Genomic DNA, 20,390 nt, shown 5'->3' on the forward strand with positions numbered 1-20,390 from the left:
GGGGAGTACGCCCCCCCGGACAGGGGCGGGGGCCCGGCGGGCGAGACCGCCCCCGCCAGGGCGACCCAGGGCGGCCTGTCGGTCGTCGTGGTCGAGAGCGAGCTCGTCGGCGGCGAGTGTTCGTACTGGGCCTGCATCCCCTCGAAGGCGATGCTGCGCGCAGGCGCCGCAGTTCGTGCCGCGCAGCGCGTGAAGGGCGCCGCCGAGGCGGTGACCGGCACCGTCGACGTGGCCAGGACCCTGGTGCGCCGCGACGAGCTGGTGCACAACTGGGACGACACGTCGCAGGTCGAGTGGCTCCAGGGCGCCGGCATCGATCTCGTGCGCGGGCACGGGCGCCTGACCGGCGAGCGCGAGGTCACCGTCACCGGTGCCGACGGCACCGAGACCGAGCTCGTCGCCCGCCACGCGGTCGTGGTGTCCACCGGTTCGGCGGCGCTCCTGCCCGACATCCCGGGGCTGCGCGACGTCGCACCGTGGACGAGCCGCGAGGCGACGGGCGTGCACGATGTCCCGGCATCGCTGGCGGTGCTCGGCGGTGGCACCGTCGGCACCGAGATGGCGACCCTGTACGCGTCGTTCGGCTCCACCGTGACCGTGATCGCCCGTTCCGGCCTGCTGCGAGGCGTCGAGCCCTTCGCGGGCGAGGCCGTCGAGAAGGCGCTGACGGATGCCGGAACCACCGTCAAGACCGGCGTCGAGGTCGAGCGGGTCTCGCGTGACGACGCCGGCGACGTGGTGATGGCGCTGTCGGACGGCTCCGAAGTGCGGGCTGCCGAGGTGCTGGTCGCGACGGGCCGGGTGCCGCGGACGGAGGATCTCGGGCTTGAGGCGATCGGGCTCGAGCCCGGTTCATGGCTCGACGTCGACGACACGCTCCGCGTGCGCGGCGTGGACTGGCTGTACGCGGTCGGCGACGTGAACCACCGCGCGCTGCTCACCCACCAGGGCAAGTACCAGGGCCGCGCCGCGGGCGACGTCATCGCCGCGCGCGCGAAGGCCGCCGACGTCGACGACGCCCCGTGGGGGAGGCACGTGGCCACCGCCGATCACGCGGCGGTGCCGCAGGTGGTCTTCACCGATCCCGAGGTCGCCGCGGTGGGGCACACCGAGAAGTCGGCGCGCGAGGCGGGTCTCCGCATCCGTGTCATCGATTACGACCTGTACTGGATCGCGGGCGCGAGCGAGGTCGCCGACGATTACCAGGGACGAGCGCGGGCGATCGTCGACGAGGAGCGCCGCGTGCTCGTCGGCGCAACATTCGTCGGGCAGGACGTCGGAGAGATGCTCCACGCGGCGACGATCGCGATCGTGGGCGAGGTGCCGATCGAGCGCCTCTGGCACGCCGTGCCGTCGTATCCGACGATCAGCGAGGTCTGGCTCCGGTGGCTCGAGGAGTACGGCCGCTGAGCCGCGCCTGAGGGTGCTCGGAGCGTCGCGGAGTACGCTGACCGCTCACCGCCACCGTGAGGAGGACCGCCATGCGACCCGAGCCCCTGCCCACCGGTCCCGGCCAGGAGTCGGTCTGGGACTACCCCCGCCCGCCGCGTCTGGAGCGGGTCGCACGCCGGGCGCGGATCCGGCTCGGCGGCGAGGTCATCGTCGACACCGACGACGTCGTCCGCGTCCTCGAGACGAGCCACCCGCCGGTCTACTATCTGCCGATCGAGGCGTTCGCCGAGGGGACGCTCACGCCCGGCGAGGGCTCCTCGTACTGCGAGTTCAAAGGCGGTGCCGCCTACTTCGACGTGCGCGGTGGCGACGAGGTGCGCCCCCGCGCGGCGTGGACGTACCCGCGTCCCTCCGCGGGGTTCGAGCAGCTCGAGGGCCGCGTGGCGGTGTACCCGCGCGAGATGGAGGGCTGCACGCTCGACGGCGTGGAAGTCGTGCCCCAGCCCGGGCGCTTCTACGGCGGCTGGATCACCCCAGACGTCGTCGGTCCGTTCAAGGGAGAGCCGGGTTCGCTCGGCTGGTGAGACACCCGGATGCTTCGGCATCCGTCCTGCGAACTGCACAGCGAACGCCCAGGCCCGACTCTTGTCTACCGATATATCGGTAGGTATCGTCAGTGTATCGGCACACGCTCGTTCAGGAGGTCGTCATGAGCGGTTCGTTCCAGGGATTCGGTTCGCGTCCATCAGGGCAGGGCTCGGGGCTTCCGAGCAGCTTCTGGGATGCGATGGACCAGTTGAAAGACACCTTCGAGCGCAGCTTCTCGCCGCGCGTCGCCAAGGGTGATGTGCGGGCCGCGGTGCTCGCGATCCTCGCCGAGAAGCCCATGCACGGGTACCAGATCATCCAGGAGATCGAGGAGCGCAGCGACGGTGCGTGGAAGCCGAGCCCCGGCTCGGTGTACCCGACGCTGCAGATGCTCGCGGACGAGGGCCTCGTCGCGGCCGAGGAATCGAACGGCAAGAAGACCTACTCGCTCACGGAGGCGGGTCGCGCGGCAGCGGCGGCCGCCGAGGGGCAGTCGGCCCCGTGGGAGGCTGCCGGATCACGCGACTCCGGACGCACGGCGCTCCCCAAGGCCGGCGCCAAGCTCGCCCAGGCGGCGGCGACGGTCGGTCGCAGCGGCACGCCCGAGCAGGTGGCCAAGGCCGTCGAAGTGCTCGACGAGGCGCGGCGTAAGCTCTACTCGATCCTGGCTCAGGACTGACGGCCGGCGTGCCGGCAGACGGCGTCGGCCCGAGTCCGCAGGTTCGGCGGGGCAGACGATCCCGGGCGACCGGGATCGCAGGCACTCCTAACCGCTGAACAGCACCGTCCGAGGAGCTTCGATGGCCGACGTCGGGAACCCGCGCGCCCGCTACCGCCGGATCCTGCGCTTCGCCGGCCGGTACATCGTGCAGGCGTGGTGGTTCGAGCTCGTGCTGCCGAGGTTCGGATTCGGCGCGCTCGCCGCGCGCGGCCGCACGAAACGCCTCCAGACCATCGCCCGCCGGTTCCACGTGCTCGCCGTCCAGTACGGCGGGCTCATGATCAAGGTGGGCCAGTTCCTCTCCTCGCGGCTCGACGTCCTGCCTCCTGAGATCACGAAGGAGCTGGAGGGCCTGCAGGACGAGGTCCCGCCCGTCGCCTTCCCCGCGATCCGTGCGCTCGCCGAGGCCGAGCTCGGCGTCCCCCTCGGTCGCGCGTTCGAATGGGTCGACGAGACGCCCGTGGCCGCAGCATCCCTCGGCCAAGCACATCGTGCGCGGCTGACGCCGGCCGATGCGGCCGAGACCGGGTTCGCCGACGTCGTCGTCAAGGTCCAGCGACCGGGCATCGAGGAGATCGTCGACGTGGATCTGGCGGCGCTGCGCCGCGTCGCCGGCTGGCTCACCCGGGTGCGGATCGTGCGCGATCACGTCGACCTGCCCGCGCTGGTGGAGGAATTCGCGCACACGAGCCGTCTGGAGATCGACTACCTTCACGAGGCGCAGAATGCGGAGCGGTTCGCGACGGACTTCGCGGGCGACCCCCGCGTCACGGTGCCCGAGATCGCGTGGGAGCGCACGACGCGCCGCGTGCTGACGCTCGCCGACGTCACCGCGATCAAGATCAACGACGTCGACGGGCTGCGGGCGGCGGGCATCGACCCGGCGGAGGTCGCGGTCGAGTTCGCGAACGTGATGTTCGACCAGCTCTTCCTGCGCGGGTTCTTCCACGCCGATCCCCACCCCGGGAACATCTTCGTGACGCCGGTCACGCGGGCGGCCGGCGACAGCCGGCATCCGTGGACCCTCACCTTCATCGACTTCGGCATGATGGGCGAGGTCCCCGACAAGCTGCGCCACAACCTGCAGCAGCTCATGATCGCCGTCGCCTCGCGCAACAGCGCACAGATGATCGACAGCATCCGGGCCGTCGGGGTGCTCCTTCCCTCCGCTGACACAGTGGAGCTCGAACGGGCCATGACGGCGCTGTTCGCGCGCTTCGGGGGCATGGGGTTCGCGGAGCTGCAGGAGGTCGACCCGCGCGAGTTCCGCCAGTTCGCCAAGGAGTTCGGCGACGTCATGCGGTCGCTGCCGTTCCAGCTGCCCGAGAACTTCCTGCTCATCATCCGCGCGGTCTCGCTCACCAGCGGCATGTGCAGCTCGCTCGATCCCGCCTTCAACGTGTGGGACGCCGTCGAGCCGTACGCCGCGCGGCTGCTGCGCGACGAGCGGGGCAACGCGGCGAAGGCGATCGCCCAGGAGGCGGTGTCGACCGCCGGTGTCATGGCCCGCCTGCCGCGGCGCCTCGACGACATGGTCACGCGCATCGAGGACGGGCGGCTCGTCGCCGACGTCCCGAAGCTCGACCGATGGCTGCGCCGCCTCGAGCGCCTGATCCGGCGTGTCGTGGCGGCCGTGCTGTTCGCCGGGCTGCTGATCAGCGGCGCCGTGCTGCGCGCCGAAGACCTCACGATCGGCACCGTGCTCATGATCGGCTCGCTCGTGCCGCTGCTGTACGCGCTGTTCGCGGGCTTCTCGGGCAGGCGCGGCCCGCACGACTGAGGTCACGTCGCCCCGGGAGATCGGGTGACGGATGCTGCGCCCCGGCGCGTCAGCGGCCGTCGATGTCTGCGATCGCCGTCTCGACCTGCGCCAGCCGAGCGCCCGGGTCGCCGGCGACCTCGATCACGCGAGCCCCACCGAGCAGGTCGGGGTCGTCGGAGAGCTCGAGCAGCGCGTCATCCATGGCCTCGCGCAGCTCCGGGTCCTCGTCCTCGGGCACCCGGATGTCTCCGTCGAGCGGCAGGAGCACGAGCAGATCCACGTGCGCCATCGCGGCCACGGCGAGGTCGACGGCTCGGGGCGGGTGACCGCCGGGGCGGGACGCGCGGCCGAGCTCGTCGAGGGCGGTGAGGTACGCGAGGAAGTCGAGCGGGCCGCGCTCGGCGATGACCTTCGCGCTTGGATCGAACTCGAGCAGGCGCCGGGCCGAGATGCCGAGCTGGGTGACGAAGAGTCCCGCATCGGGCTCGTCGCCCGCTTCATCCAGAAGTTCGTAGGGGTCCGACAGGACCTCGAACTCGGGGTGCGCCGCGGAGAAGTCGGCGATGAGGGTGCTCTTCCCGCTGGCATGGGTGCCGGAGACCACGATCCGCATGATCGGAGCATACGGGTGGAGCGCGTCCGGCTCGGTGGGCTCCCCACCCGCTACGGTGGCACGCAGGAACTCGTCCTCGGGGGTGCGTGTGGTCTGGGCGGTGATCGTGCGGGTCGCGGATCTGCTGGTGCAGCTCGCACTGATCTGGCTCGGGCTGCAGATCCTGCTGGTCGACGACGTCGAACTCACCCTCGATGCGCTCGCCGCATGGTGCGCGGTCGGCGGGCTCTACTGGCTCGCATCCGTGATCGTGGTCGGCGCGAGCGTGAAGCGCTCCCGCAGCGCCGCCCCGCGCTGGATCGGAGCGTTCGACGCGCACCCGGTCGTCGCGGCGGTCACCGTCACCGCGACCTTCCTGGCGAGCATCGTCGGGATCGTCGCCGCCACCGAGATCCTGGTGCTCCGCAACGATCCCGGCTGGGCGGGCTGGGTCGAGCCCGTCGGAGTGGTCGCGATGCTGCTGTCGTGGGCGCTGTACCACTGGGGCTTCGCGCGCATCTATGACCGCCGCTACCGCCTCTCGATCATCCCGCCGCTGATCTTCCCCGGCACCGAGAACCCGCGACTCGCCGATTTCGTGTACTTCTCGTTCACGAACGCGACGACCTTCTCCGTCTCCGACGTGCAGGTGGTCACGACGCGCATGAGGTGGACCGTGGTCTGGCACACGACGACGAGCTTCTTCCTCAACGCGCTCATCATCGTGCTGGCGTTCAGCACGATCATCAACGCGGGCCCGGTGGATCTCTAGACTTCGAGAACGAGCGCCCGGGCGCGGCGCTCCCGCCGGAGACGAGCGAAGGAGACGCGATGCAGCTGGGAATGGTGGGCCTCGGCCGGATGGGCGGCAACATCGTCCGGCGCCTGATGCGGGACGGTCACGAATGCGTCGTGTACGACGTCAGCCCGGACGCCGTGTCCGCTCTCGCGGGCGAGGGCGCCGTCGGATCTGAGGGCCTCGCCGACCTCGTGTCGAAGCTCGAGGCGCCGCGTGCGGTCTGGCTCATGATCCCCGCCGGGCTCACGGGCAAGGTCGTCGACGAGGTCGCCGCGCTGATGGACCCGGGCGACATCATCATCGACGGCGGCAACTCGAACTACCGCGACGACGTCCGCCGTGCGGCCGCGCTGCGGGACAGCGGGATCCACTACGTGGACGTCGGCACGAGCGGCGGCGTGTTCGGCCTCGATCGCGGATACTGCCTCATGGTCGGCGGCCCCGACGAGGCGTTCGCCCGCATCGAGCCGATCCTGCGCACGATCGCCCCGGGAAACGGCGAGGTCGAGCGCACGCCTGGCCGCGCCGGGGACTTCGCGCCGGAGGAACTGGGCTACCTCCATTGCGGTCCGTCCGGTGCGGGTCATTTCGTGAAGATGGTGCACAACGGCATCGAGTATGGCGTGATGGCGGCGCTCGCTGAAGGCCTCAACATCCTGGAGCACGCGGATGCCGGCGTGCAGGAGGCCGAGCACTCCGCCGAGGTCGCCCCGCTCGAGGAGCCGGAGTTCTACCAGTTCACGATCGACACCCCGAAGGTCGCGGAGCTGTGGCGCCGCGGATCGGTGATCTCGTCGTGGCTCCTCGACCTCACCGCGGCGGCGCTCCAGGGCAACCCCACGCTCGACGGTCTCGCGGGACGCGTCTCGGACTCGGGGGAGGGGCGCTGGACGGTCAAGGCCGCGGTCGACACGGGTGTTCCCGCGCCGGTGCTCGCAGCATCCCTGTTCGAACGATTCGCCTCGCGCGGCGAGGACCATTTCGCCAACCAGGTGCTCTCGGCCATGCGGCTGCAGTTCGGCGGCCACCAGGAGCTGCCCGCCGGTGACGTGCTCGAGGCGGGCTCGCGCAAGTCGGAGTCGTCGAGCGGCGGTCAGTCCCAGACCGACGGCGCTTCGTGACCAAGGTCGATCTCAAGAAGTCGATCGCGGCGTACACGGCGCAGCGCGGGTCGTTCGAGATCGTGGACGTCCCACCGATGCAGTACCTCATGGTCGACGGCCGCGGCGACCCCAACACCTCGGACGAGTACAGCGAGGCCGTGGCGGCGGTGTTCGGGGTCGCCTACAAGCTGAAGTTCCTCAGCAAGGCCGAGCTCGGCCGCGACTACGTCGTGATGCCGCTCGAGGGCCTGTGGTGGTCCGACGACATGGTGGCGTTCACGTCGGAGCGCGACAAGTCCCGGTGGAGCTGGACGATGATGAGCCTCGTCCCCGAGTGGCTCGACGGCGGGCACTTCGAACGAGCGCGGGATGCGGCCGCCGCCAAGGGCGCGTCACCCGCCCTGGATCGGCTGCGCGTGGCGGAACTCGCCGAGGGCCGCTGCGTGCAGACCCTGCACGTCGGGTCGTACGACGACGAGGCGCCGGTCCTCGCCGAGATGCACGAGCGCTTCATCCCCGAAGCGCGGCTGCGCATGCGCGGGCTGCACCACGAGATCTACCTCGCGGACCCTCGCCGCACGGCCCCCGAGAAGCTCCGCACGATCCTGCGCCAGCCCGTCGAGCCGTCGGGCTGACGTTCAGGCGGCCGGCGGCTTCGCGGCGTCGGGCGCGTCCTGTGCCGGGTGGCCGTGGGTGCCGTCCGCGGTGCTGCCCGGACCGCGCGAGATGAGGTTCGTGGCCCAGCGTTCGTTGAACCCTGCCAGGAATCCGACGGCGCCCCAGAAGAACCAGCTCGCGATGTGATCGTCGGGGACGGTGAAGATGCCCGCGAGCAGTCCGCTCTTCAGGAAGAACACCACGGCCGCGGCGAAGAACCAGCCGAGGAAGATGCGGTAGATCGCCGCGCCCCGGGCGGCCGACTCGATCGTGAGATTGTGCATCCGGTGCATGCGGAGCATGACGCTGACGCAGGCGCCCGCCGCGCCTGCTCCGACGGCGACGAGCACATCACGCAGGGCCTCGCTCTGGTCCACCGGCATCGGCCCCTGGCGCCACAGCGTGATGACGGCCGCGCCGCCGGCGCCGATGAGCAGGAGGAGGAAGAACGTCATCGTGACGCCGCCGAGCAGGCCTCGCGCGTACCGTCGGCGCGCGATCTCGCCCTCTCTGCGCTGGAGGAAGTCGGCCGCGTAGGTGATGCGGCCGTCCAGGGCGGTGAGCTCCGAAGGGTGGGGGCCCGGTCCGTCGAAGCCGATCGCGGCGATTCTCACCGCTTCGTGCACGAGTTCGTCGAGCGTGGCGACGTCTTCGCCGCGCAGGACGAACCGCCCGCGCAGGATGATCTCGTCCAGCCTGCCGAATTGCTGCGGGGCGTTCACGGCGACGATCAGGGCCGCCTTCTGGAACTGCGCGTCGTCGACGTGGAGGAGCCCGATCGGCTTCTTCCGCGAGGTCGCACGCTTGCGCGCGGCCGCGCGTCCTCGCGCAGCCTCCCGCATCCGTCCGATCTCGAGGGCGATCCATGACCTGCCCTCGGGGATCTTGATGCCGACGGTCGGTGGCGCCGGCAGCGTCGCATCAGCCACGATCGCTCTCCCTCAGCCTCGCGGCGCGGGTTGCGCCGCATGCTGTGAGGAGAGCGCACACGCGCCGCGTGATACCCCGGCGGACGAACGGATGCCGCGACCCGGCCGGGTCGCGGCATCCGTTTCTCGTCGTGCTTACGCCGTCGCGTCGGCGCGCTTGGGGAGCACCCAGCCGGCCCGCGGGAAGTGGCACGTGTAGCCGTTGGGGATGCGGATCAGGTAGTCCTGGTGCTCGGGCTCGGCCTCCCAGAACGGGCCCTCGGACTCGATGGTGGTGACGGCCTTGCCGGGCCAGAGACCCGAGGCGTCGACGTCGGCGATGGTGTCGCGCGCGACCTCGGCCTGCTCGGCGGACAGCGGGAAGATCGCGGAGCGGTAGCTCGAGCCGATGTCGTTGCCCTGGCGGTTCATGGTCGACGGGTCGTGGATCTGGAAGAAGAACGCCAGGATGTCGCGGTACGAGGTCTTCGTGGGGTCGAAGACGATCTCGACCGCCTCCGCGTGACCCGGGTGCTTGCGGTAGGTCGCGTGCGCATTCTCGCCGCCGGTGTAGCCGACACGGGTGTCGAGCACTCCGGGCTGGCGGCGGATGAGGTCCTCCATGCCCCAGAAACAGCCGCCGGCGAGGACCGCCGTCTCGGTGCCGGGGGTGCGGGTGATCTCGCCGGTGTCGAAGGGACCGCTGGTCATGATGCGTGCTCCTGGTTCTCGGTGGTGAAGAGGTGTCGGTAGGCGCCGTAGCCCTCGTCCTCGAGCGACGAGGCGGGCACGAAGCGCAGTGCGGCCGAATTCATGCAGTATCTCAGGCCCCCGGCCTGCCGTGGGCCGTCGGGGAAGACGTGACCCAGATGGCTGTCGGCGCCCGACGAGCGCACCTCGGTGCGTGGCAGCAGCAGCTTCCAGTCCTTCTTCGTCGAGACGGCGTCGGGCTCGATGGGCTTGGTGAAGCTCGGCCATCCGGTTCCGCTGTCGTACTTGTCGGTCGACGAGAAGAGCGGCTGGCCCGAGACGACGTCGACGTAGATGCCGGGGTCGTGGTTGTTCCAGTAGGCGTTGCGGAAGGCGGGCTCGGTGCCCTCCTCCTGCGTGACGCGGTACTGGGTGTCGGAGAGGCGGCTCAGCGCCTCGGGGGTCTTGCGGTACTCGTTGCTCACGATTCCTCCAGTTCGACGCGGCTGGCTGCGGCGTCATAGAGGAGAACGGATGCCTCACGGGTTTTGGTCCCGCGAACCTGGGAGCGAGCTTCGAGTTCTGGGCGACGGGTGTCTTCGGCCGTTTCGCATACGCCGACGAAACATCGGTTCGCGTGGACTGGTCCGGCCGGAGCACCCGATTCCCGGCCGGAAGGGGTCGACCATGAACGACCGCATCACCACAGGCCCGCGCGTCGTCGCCGGCGCCGTCGCCCTCCTCGGAGTGGCGGCACTGACGCTCGGGCCGCGTGCGATCGTCGCGCCGGCGCGCGGGGAGTTCCTGCGCGCAACCGAGGCCGTGGCCGCACCCGTGTCCGCCCTGCTTCCGCACGCGAGCATCGATCAGATCCTCAACACGCTCCTGTTCGTGCCGCTCGGTGCGGCCCTCGCGCTTCTCCTTCCGCGCAGGCTGTGGTGGGTGGCGATCGGCGGCGGTCTCGCGCTGTCGGCCACCGTCGAGTACCTGCAGGCCTCGATCCCCGGGAGGGTGCCCGATGTCGACGACGTGCTGTGGAACACCGTCGGAACGACGATCGGCGTGGTCGCGGTGACGCTCGTGGCTCTGGCCGTCGCGGCGGCGGGAAGCCTGCTGCGGCGTTCGGTCAGGCCGACCCGAGCTCGCCGCTGAGGCGGCGGTGGAAGCGGGCCGCAGCATCTGTCATCCCGTGCAGCTCGACGGTCGTTCCGCGCGCCTCGTACTTCGTGACGATGGCGTCGAGGGCGGCGACCGTCGAGGCATCCCAGACGTGGGTGCGCGAGAGGTCGATCACGACGTGCGGCGGGTCGGCGGCGTACTCGAACTGCGTGGTGAGGTCGTTGCTCGAGGCGAAGAAGAGCTCGCCGTCCACGCGGTAGCGGGCGGTGTCGCCGTCGACCTCGCGCGTCACGGTCGTGAAATGCGCGACGCGCCGGGCGAACAGCACCATGGCGGCGAGCACGCCGAGGATCACGCCGACGGCGAGATTGTGCGTCCACACCGTGGCCACGACGGTCACGAGCATCACGAGGGTCTCGCTCAGCGGCATCCGTTTCAGCGTCGACGGACGGATGCTGTGCCAGTCGAACGTCATGACCGACACCACGATCATCACGGCGACGAGGGCGGCCATCGGGATGAGTCCGACGATGTCGCCGAGGGCGACCACCAGGATCAGCACCCACACGCCCGCCATGAACGTCGAGATCCGCGTGCGGCCGCCGGACGTCTTGACGTTGATCATCGTCTGGCCGATCATCGCGCAGCCACCGGTGCCGCCGAAGAACGCCGAGGCGACGTTGGCGACGCCGAGGCCCCACGCCTCGCGGGTCTTGCGCGAGTGGGTGTCGGTGATGTCGTCGACGAGCTTCGCGGTCATCAGCGACTCGAGCAGACCGACCAGCGCGGCGGCGAACGCGTAGGGCGCGACGATCTGCAGCGTCTCCCAGGTCAGCGGGACGTTCGGGATGAGGAGCTCGGGAAGGCTCCGGGGCAGCTCGCCCTGGTCGGCGACGTTCGGCACCGCCGAGAGGCCGAACGCCACGACCACCACGGTGAGCACGACGATCGCGATGAGCGGCGCGGGGACGGCGCGCGTGATCCGCGGCCAGACGAACAGGATGCCGAGACCCACGGCGACGAGCACGTACACCGCCCACGGCACGTCGACGAGCTGCGGCATCTGCGACAGGAAGATCAGGATCGCCAGGGCGTTCACGAAGCCCACCATCACGCTGCGCGGGATGAACCTCATGAGCCTCGCGACGCCCAGCACCGCGAAGAGCACCTGGATGATGCCCGCCAGGGCGATCGTCACGATGAGGTAGTCCGAGCCGTACTCGCGCGCGACCGGTGCGATCACCAGCGCGACTGCGCCCGCGGCGGCGGTGACCATCGCCGGGCGCCCGCCGGTGAACGCGATGACGACGGCGAGCACGAACGAGGAGAACAGTCCCACCCGCGGGTCGACGCCGGCGACGACTGAGAACGCGATGGCCTCGGGGATGAGGGCGAGCGCGACGACGAGGCCGGCGACGACCTCACGGGTGAGCAGCCGCGGCCGGCGCAGCGCCTGCAGCACGGTCGGCTCGCTGCGGTAGCGATCGGCGGATTCGGCGACGGCGGACACGGCTGCTCCTCGGATTTCGCGCGCACCGTCGCGCCCGCAGGGGGTGGATGAGGGGAGGGATGCCGCGACCCGCGCGGCCCCACGACTCTACTCCGCGAGCGCACAGGGCACCCTTGGCATACGGAGTAACGTGGAGGCCGATGTCGGCCTCCGTGTTCACAGGGCATCTGCCCGGCGACCGGGCGTACCGCCGGCTCATCGCGGGGTTGTTCTTCGCGGGCGTCGCGACGTTCGCGCAGCTGTATTCGCCGCAGGCGGTGCTGCCGCTGATCGCCGCCGAGTTCGCCGTGCCGCCCGCGACCGCGGCGCTCACGGTGTCGGTGACGACGCTCGCGCTCGCCGTCACCGTCATCCCGTGGTCGGCCGTCGCCGACCGCGTCGGCAGGGTCCCCGCGATGACTGTCGGGATCATCGCGGCGACGGTGTTCGGCCTGCTCGCTCCGTTCAGCCCCGACTTCGGCACGCTGCTCGCGCTGCGCCTGCTCGAGGGTGTGGGTCTCGGCGCGGTTCCGGCGATCGCGCTCGCCTATCTCAGCGAGGAGGTGGATGCTGCGCACACGGCGGCCGCCGCGGGCAGCTACATCGCCGGCACCACGATCGGCGGGCTCGCGGGCCGCATCGTCGCCGGACCGGTCGGCGACTTCGCCGGCTGGGAGATCGGGGTGCTCGTCGTCGCGGTCGTGTGCGCCGTCTCAGCGGTCGCCTTCCTGATGCTGGTGCCGAAGGCGCGCGGGTTCATCGCGCTGCGCCATCGCCCGCACCCCGGGCCGTCGCTGCTGCACCGGCTGGCAGTGAACCTGCGGTCTCGGCGGCAGCTCGCGCTCTACGCGCAGGGGTTCCTGCTGATGGGAGGCTTCGTCGCGCTCTACAACTACCTCGGCTTCGCGCTCGCCGCGCCGCCGTACTCGATGCCGCACTGGGCGGTCAGCCTGCTCTTCCTCGCCTACCTCGCCGGCACCGTCGCGTCGCCCATCGCGGGAACGCTCGCGTCGCGCTTCGGGCGGCTTCCGGTCCTGCTGATCTCGAGCACCGTGATGGCGGCGGGAGCGGCGCTCACGCTGGTGCCGGCCGTCCCCGTCGTGCTGGCGGGCCTCCTCGTCTTCACGGCCGGGTTCTTCGCCGCGCATGCCGTGGCGTCGGGCTGGGCGCCGGCCGCCAGCACGCCGGACGCGCGGGCGCAGGCCTCGTCGCTGTACTACCTGGGCTATTACGGCGGCTCCAGCCTGTTCGGCTGGGCGCTGGGCCTCGTGTTCGTCGCGGCCGGGTGGGACGGCGTCGCCGTGGCGGTGCTGGCGCTGATCGCGACGGCGGTGCTGCTGGCGGTGGCGTGGCTGCGGCCGACGGCGCCGCGCGTACGGTGAGGGAGGAGCGGATGCTGCGGGTCGAGGCGTCCGTGGCCGAATGGTGGAGCGTCTGAGGCGTCGAGTCAAGGGGGTGTCAGCTGTTCACCCCGTCGACCTAAAGTCGCTCGAGTGGTGGACCGAGCCAGCGCCCAGCCCGACCACTCGGGTTTTCGCGCCGATATCCAAGGACTGCGTGCGATCGCAGTCGGGTCGGTCCTGCTCTATCACGCGGGCCTGCCGTTCCTGCCGGGCGGCTACGTCGGCGTGGACGTGTTCTTCGTCATCTCGGGCTTCCTCATCACGTCCCATCTCCTGGGTCAGCTGGAGAGCCACGGCAGGCTGAGGTTCGGGGAGTTCTACGCGCGACGGGCGCGCCGGATCCTCCCGGCATCATTCGTCGTGCTCACGCTCTCGGTGGCCGCTGCGCTCATCTGGTACCCGCCGCTGCTGATGAAGGACCTCTGGGCGGCGGCCGTCGCCACGGCGCTCTACGTGCCGAACTACTTCTTCGCCTCTGCGAACTCGGACTACCTCGCCGAGTCGTCGAACCCGTCGCTGTTCCAGCACTACTGGTCGCTCGGCGTCGAGGAGCAGTTCTATCTGCTGTGGCCGGCGTTGCTCGCGCTGGTGTGGGTGCTGGTCCGGTCGCGGCGCGCGCTCGTCGGGGTGCTCATCGTCGTGGTGGCCGCGTCGTTCGCGCTCTGCGTGTGGCTCACGTTCGCCGCCCAGCCGTGGGCGTTCTTCTCGCTCCCCTCGCGCGGGTGGGAGCTCGGCATCGGCGGGCTCGTGGCCGTGCTGCTGCAGCGGAGGCGCGGGATCGTGGGCGAGCGGTGGGCGGCGCCCCTGGGGTGGGTGGGCATCGCGGCGGTGGCGGCATCCGTCTTCTTCTTCTCGTCCGAGACGCTCTTCCCGGGCGCAGCGGCCGCGCTTCCCGTGCTCGGCACGGCTGCCGTGATCGCGGCGGGCGAGTCGCGGCGCGGACCGACACGGATGCTGTCGGCCCGGGGCATGGTCTTCCTCGGAACGATCTCGTACTCGCTGTATCTCGTGCACTGGCCGGCGCTCGTGCTGCCCGGCACCGCGCTTCCCGGGGAGCTGCCGCTGTGGATGACGCTCGGCATCGCGATCGCATGCGTGCCCGCGGCGTGGCTGCTGTACCGGCTCGTGGAGGACCCGGTGCGCCGGACGCCGCTGCTCACGAAGCGGCGGGCGCGCGTCACGCTGGCGGGTGCGCTGGCCGGCTCGCTCGCGTGCCTCGGGCTCGCCAGCGCCGCGTACGCGGTGGCCGATACCAGGTCCCTGCACGCCGAGCGCGCGGCGTCGAGCACCGTCATCGCCGACGCTCCGCGCGGCACCGACTTCGTGCCCGACAACCTCGCGCCGGCGCTTCGGGACGCGCGCGACAGCCTTCCCGAGGTCTACGACGACGGCTGCATGCTCGGCATCGCCTCGACGGATGCCGAGGGCTGCGTCTACGGCGATCCCGCGGCGCCGCGCATCGTGCTGTTCGGCGACTCGCACGCCGCGCAGTGGTTCCCGGCGCTCGAGGGCTTCGCGACCTCGGCGGGGTACTCCGTCGAGGTGCACACCAAGAGCTCGTGCCCCGCCGCCGACATCGAGTCGCTCCGCCGCGGTGCACCGTACCCGCAGTGCCCCGAATGGCGCGATGCCGTGATCGATCGCATCAACGCCTCGCCACCCGCCCTGGTGCTCATGGCGACGTTCACCGACCCCGAGCTCGCCCCGCGCGTCGACGACGATGCCAAGACATGGGCGGCGGCGTTCGGCCGCACGCTCGACGCGATCGACGCGCCCGTCGCGATGATGGCGGATACCCCCGACATGAGGGAGGACCCGGCGCCCTGCCTGTCGGCGCACCTGTCCGACGCGGCGGCGTGCGCGCAACCGCGGACGGTCGCGCTCGCGGGGGCCGCGCGTGAAGGTGAGGCGACCGCCGCCGAGAAGCGCGGCATCCCGCTCGTCGATCTCAACGAATACCTCTGCGACGCTGACGCCTGCCCGCCGATCATCGGCAACACGCTCGTCTACCGCGACTCGCACCACCTCACCGCCGCCATCAGCGCCGACATGGCCGACGTGCTCGGACGGGCGCTGCAGCCGCTGCTGCCACCCGCTTCGGGCGGCTGATCGGCGCGACGCCCAGCCGCCGCGCAAGGACGGCCGTTGCGCGCGGCCCCTCGCGCCCGGAACGATGGGGGACATGCGCGCGGTCGTGTACGAGCGATACGGGTCGCCCGAGCGGCTCGAGCTGCGCGACGTCCCCCGGCCGGTGCCCGGCGCCGGCGAGGTGCTGGTAGAGGTCGTCGCGACGTCGGTCAACCTGTCGGACTGGGAAGGGCTGCACGGCAGCCCCGCCTATGCCCGGCTCGGCGGGCTGTTCCGGCCCCGCCGCGGGATCCTCGGCTCCGACATCGCCGGCCGGATCGCGGCCGTCGGCGACGGCGCGACCCGCTTCGCGGTCGGCGACGCGGTGTTCGGCGACATCATGCCCCGCTACGGCGGGTTCGCCGAGTTCGTCGCCGTGCCCGAGTCGATGCTCGCCCCCAAGCCCGCACAGCTGTCCTTCGCCGAGGCAGCCGCTCTTCCGCAGGCGGCGGCGATCGCGACGCACGCGGTCGCGCTGGCGAAGCCGGGAGCACGGATGCTGCTCAACGGCGCCGGCGGAGGTTCCGGGAGCCTCGCGATCCAGCTCGCGGTCGCCCAGGGCGTGCACGTGACGGCGGTCGACAACGCGGGCAAGCTCGACTTCCTCCGCGCGCTCGGCGCGAACGAGGTGATCGACTACCGCCGTGACGACTTCACGCGGCACGGGCCGTACGACCTCATCGTCGACCTGGTCGCGCGCCGTTCGGTGTTCGCCTACGCCCGCGCGCTCGCGAGGGGCGGACGGTGTGTGATGGTGGGCGGAACGGCGAGGACCCTGATACGGATGCTGACCGCCGGCGCACTGCTCGGGGCCATGACCCGCACGCACCTGGGCGTGCTGTTCGTGCGCCAGGGGCCCTCCGCGTTCGTGCCGGTCGCCGACCGCTGCGCAGCGGGCGAGGTGCAGGTCCACATCGATCGCGTGTTCCCGCTCGACCAGGTGCCCGAGGCTCTCGTGTGGCACGGCGAGGGCCATGCCCTCGGCAAGGTCGTGGTGGCGGTGCGCTGATGCGGGGCTCGACGCCGTCCTCGAGCCGACGCGACTCGCGTGGGTATCAGTCCGACGCGCAGTGTGTCAACGGGCCGGCGGATCCGGGTGCCTCCGCATAACCTGGCGGAGCAACACAAGCAGTTCAGCGCGTAGCGGTCGAGCTTCGGCGTTCGGGTCGCCGTACCGTCTCCCGCGAACGCGTGATGGTCCCGGTGGGAGGGCAACCCACCGGGACCATCTTCTTCGTCGGGGAATCCGGATGCCGCGTGCCGAGGCATCCGTCCGGCATTAGCCTGTCGGCATGCACCGGATCTTCTCGATCAGCTTCGCCTCGGTCTACCCGCTCTACGTCACCAAGGTCGAGAAGAAGGGCCGCTCGACCGAGGAGCTCGACGAGGTCATCGAGTGGCTCACGGGATTCGACGACGCCGAGCTGAAGCAGCACATCGACGAGCACACGACCTTCGAGGACTTCTTCGCGGACGCCGACCTCAACCCGAACGCCTCGCTCATCACGGGAGTCATCTGCGGCATGCGCGTCGAGGAGATCGAGGACCCGCTGATGCAGAAGATCCGCTACCTCGACAAGCTCGTCGACGAGCTCGCCCGCGGCAAGTCGATGGAGAAGATCCTCCGCGCCGGCTGATCGACCGGATCGACGCCCACCTCGACGCCGTCGAGCCAACGGCGGACGCGCCCGGCGTCGTCGATGATCAGGCCGGTCGTCGGGCCGGCGCGTCCGATCCACGCGAGGTCGTCGAACCCTGCCACCACGGCCGCGGTCGCCCAGACATCGGCATGGGCGAGGCTCGCCGCCACCACCGTCGCCGACGCGGCTCCCGCCGCTGCGCGGCCGGAGCGCGGATCGATGATGTGCGCGCCGCGCTCCGCGCTCCCCGACGTGGCGACGGCTCCATCGCGCACGGGCACGGTGGCGAGCATCCGGGTGCGGTCGGAGGGATCGACGATCGCGACGTTCCAGGTCCAGTCGGCTCCCGGCGCGGTGAACAGCTGGAGGTCGCCGCCCGCGTTGATTCCCGCAGCGACCACGCCCGGGCGCTCGAGCAGCGGGGCGAGGTGCGCACGGGCCGTCCGCTCCGCGGCCCATCCTTTGACGTAGCCGGTGGGGTCGAACACACCGGCCCATGTCGCGGTGAACAGGCCGCCGGTGTCGGACTCGGCCCGGGCGCACGCCCTGGCGACCTCGGAGACCAAGGGCGAGGCATCCGCCATTGCGAGCGCGCCGCGCGCCACGCGCAGCAGGTCGGAGTCGTCGCGATACGGCGAGAACACCCGATCCGCGAGGCGAAGCTCATCGAAACAGGCGGCGGTGGCGGCGGCGAACACGTGGGGGTCGACGTCACCGATCACGTGCACGCTGATCGCCGTGCCCATGATGTCGGCGACCTCCACGCGCCGGGGCGGACGCCTCATGCCCGGGCCTGGTCGATCGCGCTCTGCAGCGACTGCAGGTAGCCCTGGCTGGTGTAGGTCGCGCCCGACACCATGTCGATGTCGGCGGACTGGGCGGCGGTGGTCTCGGCGACGAGCACGGGCAGCGCGCGCTGGTTGATCTGGCGGTCGCGGGGGTTGCCCGACGGGTACTCCGGCACCTGGACGTCGGTGATCTGTCCGGCCGAGACCGTGATCTGCACCTGGACCGGGCCGAAGCGGGTGTTCGCCGAAGAGCCCGTGAAGGTGCCGTCGGAGAGTCCGCTCGACGACCCGGCGCCCGGGTCCGAGCCCGTCGTTCCGGACGTCGCACCGCTCGAGCCGCCGGTTGAACCCGCATCGGTCTGGGCGCCGCTGCCGGTCTGGGTGCCGGTGTCGGTCTCACTGCCGGTGCCACTGCCCGTCGAGCCCGACGAACTCGAGGGGCTCGACGAGCTGCTCGTGGTTCCCGCGGCGACGGGCTGGATCGTGTCGACGTGCGAGGTGCGATAGCTGAACAGCAGCACCAGGCCGCTGACAGTGGCGAGGACGGCGTAGACGATCTTCTTCATCGCGGACTCCTGGAACGGTGCATGACGGCCTCAGATCGTGAAGGACTCGGAGTGGATGCGGGCCGGCGCGACGCCCGCCGCGCGCAGGTCGCGGGTGACGGCGTCCATCCACGGCTGCGGACCGCAGACGAACACGTCGTAGGCCGCGAGGTCGCGCGCAAGATGACGGAGGGCATCGGCGCCGTTCCAGGCGGCATGCGTCGCCGGGAGCCACGGCGTCGTGGACGACGCTCGCGGACCGGTGAGGGGAACGTGCCGCACCCCGCGATCACGCACGAGCGCGGCGATGGCGGCGCCCCGCAACGCGGCGTCGGGGGCCGAGTCACGGGTGACGAGCGTCGCGTCGCCCGGCGCGTACGGCTCGGACTCGAGCAGCGACACGAGTGGTGCGACCCCGGCGCCGGCGCCGACCAGGAGCAGCTTCCGCCCGCGGCGTTCGTCTCCGGTCATCCGACCGTACGGGCCCTCGATCAGCACCCTCGTGCCCGGGCGCAGGGCGGCGAGCCGGGCGGTGCCGTCCCCGACGATCCGCGCCGAGATGGCGAGCTCGTCGCCCCGGGGCGCCGAGGAGAGGGAGAACGGATGGCCGCGCGACCACCCCGCGCCGTCGAGAAACCGCCAGACGAAGAACTGGCCGCCGCGTGCGGCGAGGCGCTCGAGTCGGCGTCCGCGCATCCGCACGGTCACCCCGCCGGCGCCGTCCGCCTCGACCGCGGCGACCCGCAGGCCGTGCCGCCACGACCGAACCACCGGAACGCCGAGGCGGAACACGACGATCGCGGCGGCCGCGAGCGCCCACAGGGTCCACCAGTAGACGGTGGCCCACGGCGACGCCGTGAAGTCGGCGCCGGCCCACAGCTGGTGCGGCAGCGCGATGCCGACGCCGATGTACGCGTACAGGTGGAGCAGGTGCCACGACTCGTACCGCAGCCGGCGCCGGGCCCGCCGCATCGACGTCACTGCGACGAGCACGATGAGCGCGGCGCCTGCCGTCGCGAGCAGCATGCCCGGGTAGTCCCACACGAACTCCCACAGCTGCACGAACGGGTTGATCTGCGCGACCGCCGCGTAGCCGGCGACGAGCAGCGCGATGTGCGCGAGCATGAGCCACAACGACCAGAACCCGACGACGCGGTGCATCCGCGTGATGCCGTCGCGGCCGAACCCTCGCTCGAACAGCGGCACCCGCGCCATGAGCAGCACCTGGTAGAGCAGGAGGTTCGCCGCGACCAGGCCGCACAGGCGACCGACCGCATTGAGCGCCTCTGCGCCGCCCCCGAGAACCGCGTCGACTCCGCCACCCGACACCCACAGGGCCGCCACGAACAGGCTCGTCAACCAGATGACGACGATCGCTCCGGCATTCCACATGGCTGCGCGGCGCAGGCCCGTCGAGACGGACGGATGCCGCAGAGCGACCGGTGCGGTCGGTGACGCGATCGTCGACATGGCTGCTCCTCAGGTTTCGCGGGGAAGGCTCAGGACCCGTCGGAGTCGGTCCCGGAGCCGGAGTCGGAGTCGGAGTCGTCGCCGCGCGGGTCGCCCTGACCGGGGCCGCCACCGGGTCCGCCGTTCTGCCAGCCGTCGTCGGGGCCGCCGCGCTGCCCGGACCCGTCTCCGGGCCGGCCTGGCGCATTGCCGTCCTGGTTCCAGCCGACCGGGCCGCCGGCGGGTCCGCGCGAGCCGCCCGCGGCCCAACCGGTGCCGAAGCCGACGCCGAGGAGCAGGACGGCGGCGACCGCGGCACCGGTGATCTTGACCCACGTGCGCCGCAGGAACGGCGGCTTCTCCGTGGCGGGCGCGGGGGCGGCGGCCACGACCGGAGCGACTGGAGCGGCCGCTGTCGCATCCGACGCGGGGGTCGACGGCGCGACGGGTGGCTGCGGCGGGAGAGGCGTCGTCGCCTGGGTGGGCGCCGCAGGGGCGGGTGTGGTGGGCTCGGGCGTCACCGGTTCGGTGGAGGCCGCCTCGTCGGGCGTGCCGGCGGGCTTTTCAGGGGTGCTGTCGGACATGACCACACTGTCCCGCCGCGGTTCCAAGATTGCT

At 71.4% G+C, this 20,390-nt stretch carries 21 protein-coding genes; 12 read left to right on the top strand and 9 right to left on the bottom strand.

Annotated elements, in window-relative coordinates:
• The 4 genes from ACLBXX_RS15440 to ACLBXX_RS15455 form a co-directional block, all read left to right on the top strand.
• Window positions 1–1,410 (top strand): dihydrolipoyl dehydrogenase family protein (locus ACLBXX_RS15440; protein ID WP_447658751.1); only part of this gene is annotated, 1,410 nt, incomplete at its 5' end.
• A gap of 71 nt (window positions 1,411–1,481) precedes the next feature.
• Window positions 1,482–1,976: a DUF427 domain-containing protein gene (locus tag ACLBXX_RS15445; protein ID WP_447658752.1), complete on the top strand. Its 495-nt coding sequence runs from the start codon at window positions 1,482–1,484 to the stop codon at window positions 1,974–1,976.
• A gap of 125 nt (window positions 1,977–2,101) precedes the next feature.
• Entirely contained in the window at window positions 2,102–2,659 is a 558-nt protein-coding gene (locus ACLBXX_RS15450) for a PadR family transcriptional regulator (RefSeq protein ID WP_447658753.1), read from the top strand.
• Window positions 2,660–2,780: 121 nt separating this feature from the next.
• Window positions 2,781–4,481, top strand: coding sequence for an ABC1 kinase family protein (locus ACLBXX_RS15455; RefSeq protein ID WP_447658754.1), 1,701 nt, complete (start codon window positions 2,781–2,783; stop codon window positions 4,479–4,481).
• A 49-nt stretch (window positions 4,482–4,530) separates the two neighbouring features.
• Here ACLBXX_RS15455 and ACLBXX_RS15460 read toward each other — a convergent pair whose 3' ends face one another.
• Window positions 4,531–5,076 carry an AAA family ATPase gene (locus tag ACLBXX_RS15460; protein ID WP_447658755.1) on the bottom strand — a complete coding sequence of 182 codons (546 nt, stop codon included), beginning with the start codon at window positions 5,074–5,076 and terminating at the stop codon, window positions 4,531–4,533.
• Between ACLBXX_RS15460 and ACLBXX_RS15465 the strand changes: the two genes are divergently transcribed.
• The 3 genes from ACLBXX_RS15465 to ACLBXX_RS15475 are packed head-to-tail and all read left to right on the top strand — an operon-like array spanning window position 5,075 to window position 7,592.
• The gene (locus tag ACLBXX_RS15465; RefSeq protein WP_447658756.1) at window positions 5,075–5,827 is read left to right on the top strand and encodes a DUF1345 domain-containing protein; all 753 of its coding nucleotides are present in this window, start codon (window positions 5,075–5,077) and stop codon (window positions 5,825–5,827) included. The two genes, ACLBXX_RS15460 and ACLBXX_RS15465, sit on opposite strands and share 2 nt — an antisense overlap.
• A gap of 59 nt (window positions 5,828–5,886) precedes the next feature.
• Complete coding sequence (gnd, locus tag ACLBXX_RS15470) at window positions 5,887–6,975, top strand: phosphogluconate dehydrogenase (NAD(+)-dependent, decarboxylating) (RefSeq protein ID WP_447658757.1); 1,089 nt, start codon at window positions 5,887–5,889, stop codon at window positions 6,973–6,975.
• Window positions 6,972–7,592 carry a GyrI-like domain-containing protein gene (locus ACLBXX_RS15475; RefSeq protein WP_447658758.1) on the top strand — a complete coding sequence of 207 codons (621 nt, stop codon included), beginning with the start codon at window positions 6,972–6,974 and terminating at the stop codon, window positions 7,590–7,592. Before gnd ends, ACLBXX_RS15475 begins: the two co-directional genes overlap by 4 nt.
• A gap of 3 nt (window positions 7,593–7,595) precedes the next feature.
• Here ACLBXX_RS15475 and ACLBXX_RS15480 read toward each other — a convergent pair whose 3' ends face one another.
• The 3 genes from ACLBXX_RS15480 to msrB all read right to left on the bottom strand — a co-directional run bounded on the left by ACLBXX_RS15480 (window position 7,596) and on the right by msrB (window position 9,697).
• Window positions 7,596–8,543: a hypothetical protein gene (locus ACLBXX_RS15480; protein WP_447658759.1), complete on the bottom strand. Its 948-nt coding sequence runs from the start codon at window positions 8,541–8,543 to the stop codon at window positions 7,596–7,598.
• 135 nt (window positions 8,544–8,678) lie between these two features.
• A complete protein-coding gene (gene msrA / locus ACLBXX_RS15485; protein ID WP_310284961.1) occupies window positions 8,679–9,233 on the bottom strand; it encodes a peptide-methionine (S)-S-oxide reductase MsrA in 555 nt (184 codons plus the stop codon).
• Window positions 9,230–9,697, bottom strand: coding sequence for a peptide-methionine (R)-S-oxide reductase MsrB (gene msrB, locus ACLBXX_RS15490; protein ID WP_447658760.1), 468 nt, complete (start codon window positions 9,695–9,697; stop codon window positions 9,230–9,232). Before msrB ends, msrA begins: the two co-directional genes overlap by 4 nt.
• A 202-nt stretch (window positions 9,698–9,899) precedes the next feature.
• On the opposite strand from msrB, the gene ACLBXX_RS15495 reads away from it, so the two are divergent.
• Window positions 9,900–10,364, top strand: coding sequence for a VanZ family protein (locus ACLBXX_RS15495; RefSeq protein ID WP_447658761.1), 465 nt, complete (start codon window positions 9,900–9,902; stop codon window positions 10,362–10,364).
• Here the strand turns inward: ACLBXX_RS15495 and ACLBXX_RS15500 are convergent.
• Window positions 10,339–11,841: a SulP family inorganic anion transporter gene (locus ACLBXX_RS15500; RefSeq protein WP_447658762.1), complete on the bottom strand. Its 1,503-nt coding sequence runs from the start codon at window positions 11,839–11,841 to the stop codon at window positions 10,339–10,341. The two genes, ACLBXX_RS15495 and ACLBXX_RS15500, sit on opposite strands and share 26 nt — an antisense overlap.
• Window positions 11,842–11,981: 140 nt before the next feature.
• Here ACLBXX_RS15500 and ACLBXX_RS15505 point away from each other — a divergent pair, with 140 nt between their 5' ends.
• From ACLBXX_RS15505 to ACLBXX_RS15520, 4 genes are all read left to right on the top strand, one after another.
• Window positions 11,982–13,202: an MFS transporter gene (locus tag ACLBXX_RS15505; RefSeq protein WP_447658763.1), complete on the top strand. Its 1,221-nt coding sequence runs from the start codon at window positions 11,982–11,984 to the stop codon at window positions 13,200–13,202.
• Window positions 13,203–13,313: 111 nt separating this feature from the next.
• Complete coding sequence (locus ACLBXX_RS15510; protein ID WP_447658764.1) at window positions 13,314–15,332, top strand: acyltransferase family protein; 2,019 nt, start codon at window positions 13,314–13,316, stop codon at window positions 15,330–15,332.
• A 73-nt stretch (window positions 15,333–15,405) separates the two neighbouring features.
• Window positions 15,406–16,359 (top strand): NAD(P)-dependent alcohol dehydrogenase, encoded by a 954-nt coding sequence (locus tag ACLBXX_RS15515; RefSeq protein WP_447658765.1) that lies wholly within the window; start codon window positions 15,406–15,408, stop codon window positions 16,357–16,359.
• Window positions 16,360–16,642: 283 nt separating this feature from the next.
• Entirely contained in the window at window positions 16,643–16,987 is a 345-nt protein-coding gene (locus tag ACLBXX_RS15520) for a DUF2200 domain-containing protein (protein ID WP_447658766.1), read from the top strand.
• On the opposite strand, the gene ACLBXX_RS15525 is transcribed toward ACLBXX_RS15520, so the two are convergent.
• From ACLBXX_RS15525 to ACLBXX_RS15540, 4 genes are read right to left on the bottom strand one after another with little or no spacing between them, the layout of a single operon-like run.
• Window positions 16,918–17,775, bottom strand: coding sequence for an FAD:protein FMN transferase (locus tag ACLBXX_RS15525; protein WP_447658767.1), 858 nt, complete (start codon window positions 17,773–17,775; stop codon window positions 16,918–16,920). The genes ACLBXX_RS15520 and ACLBXX_RS15525 overlap by 70 nt on opposite strands.
• The gene (locus ACLBXX_RS15530) at window positions 17,772–18,344 is read right to left on the bottom strand and encodes an FMN-binding protein (RefSeq protein ID WP_447658768.1); all 573 of its coding nucleotides are present in this window, start codon (window positions 18,342–18,344) and stop codon (window positions 17,772–17,774) included. The genes ACLBXX_RS15525 and ACLBXX_RS15530 overlap by 4 nt, the downstream gene beginning before the upstream one ends.
• A gap of 30 nt (window positions 18,345–18,374) precedes the next feature.
• Window positions 18,375–19,793, bottom strand: coding sequence for a ferredoxin reductase family protein (locus ACLBXX_RS15535; protein ID WP_447658769.1), 1,419 nt, complete (start codon window positions 19,791–19,793; stop codon window positions 18,375–18,377).
• Window positions 19,794–19,822: 29 nt separating this feature from the next.
• Window positions 19,823–20,356 carry a hypothetical protein gene (locus ACLBXX_RS15540; RefSeq protein WP_447658770.1) on the bottom strand — a complete coding sequence of 178 codons (534 nt, stop codon included), beginning with the start codon at window positions 20,354–20,356 and terminating at the stop codon, window positions 19,823–19,825.
• Window positions 20,357–20,390 lie beyond the last annotated feature (34 nt).

The organism is Microbacterium sp. C23T, from assembly GCF_053345975.1.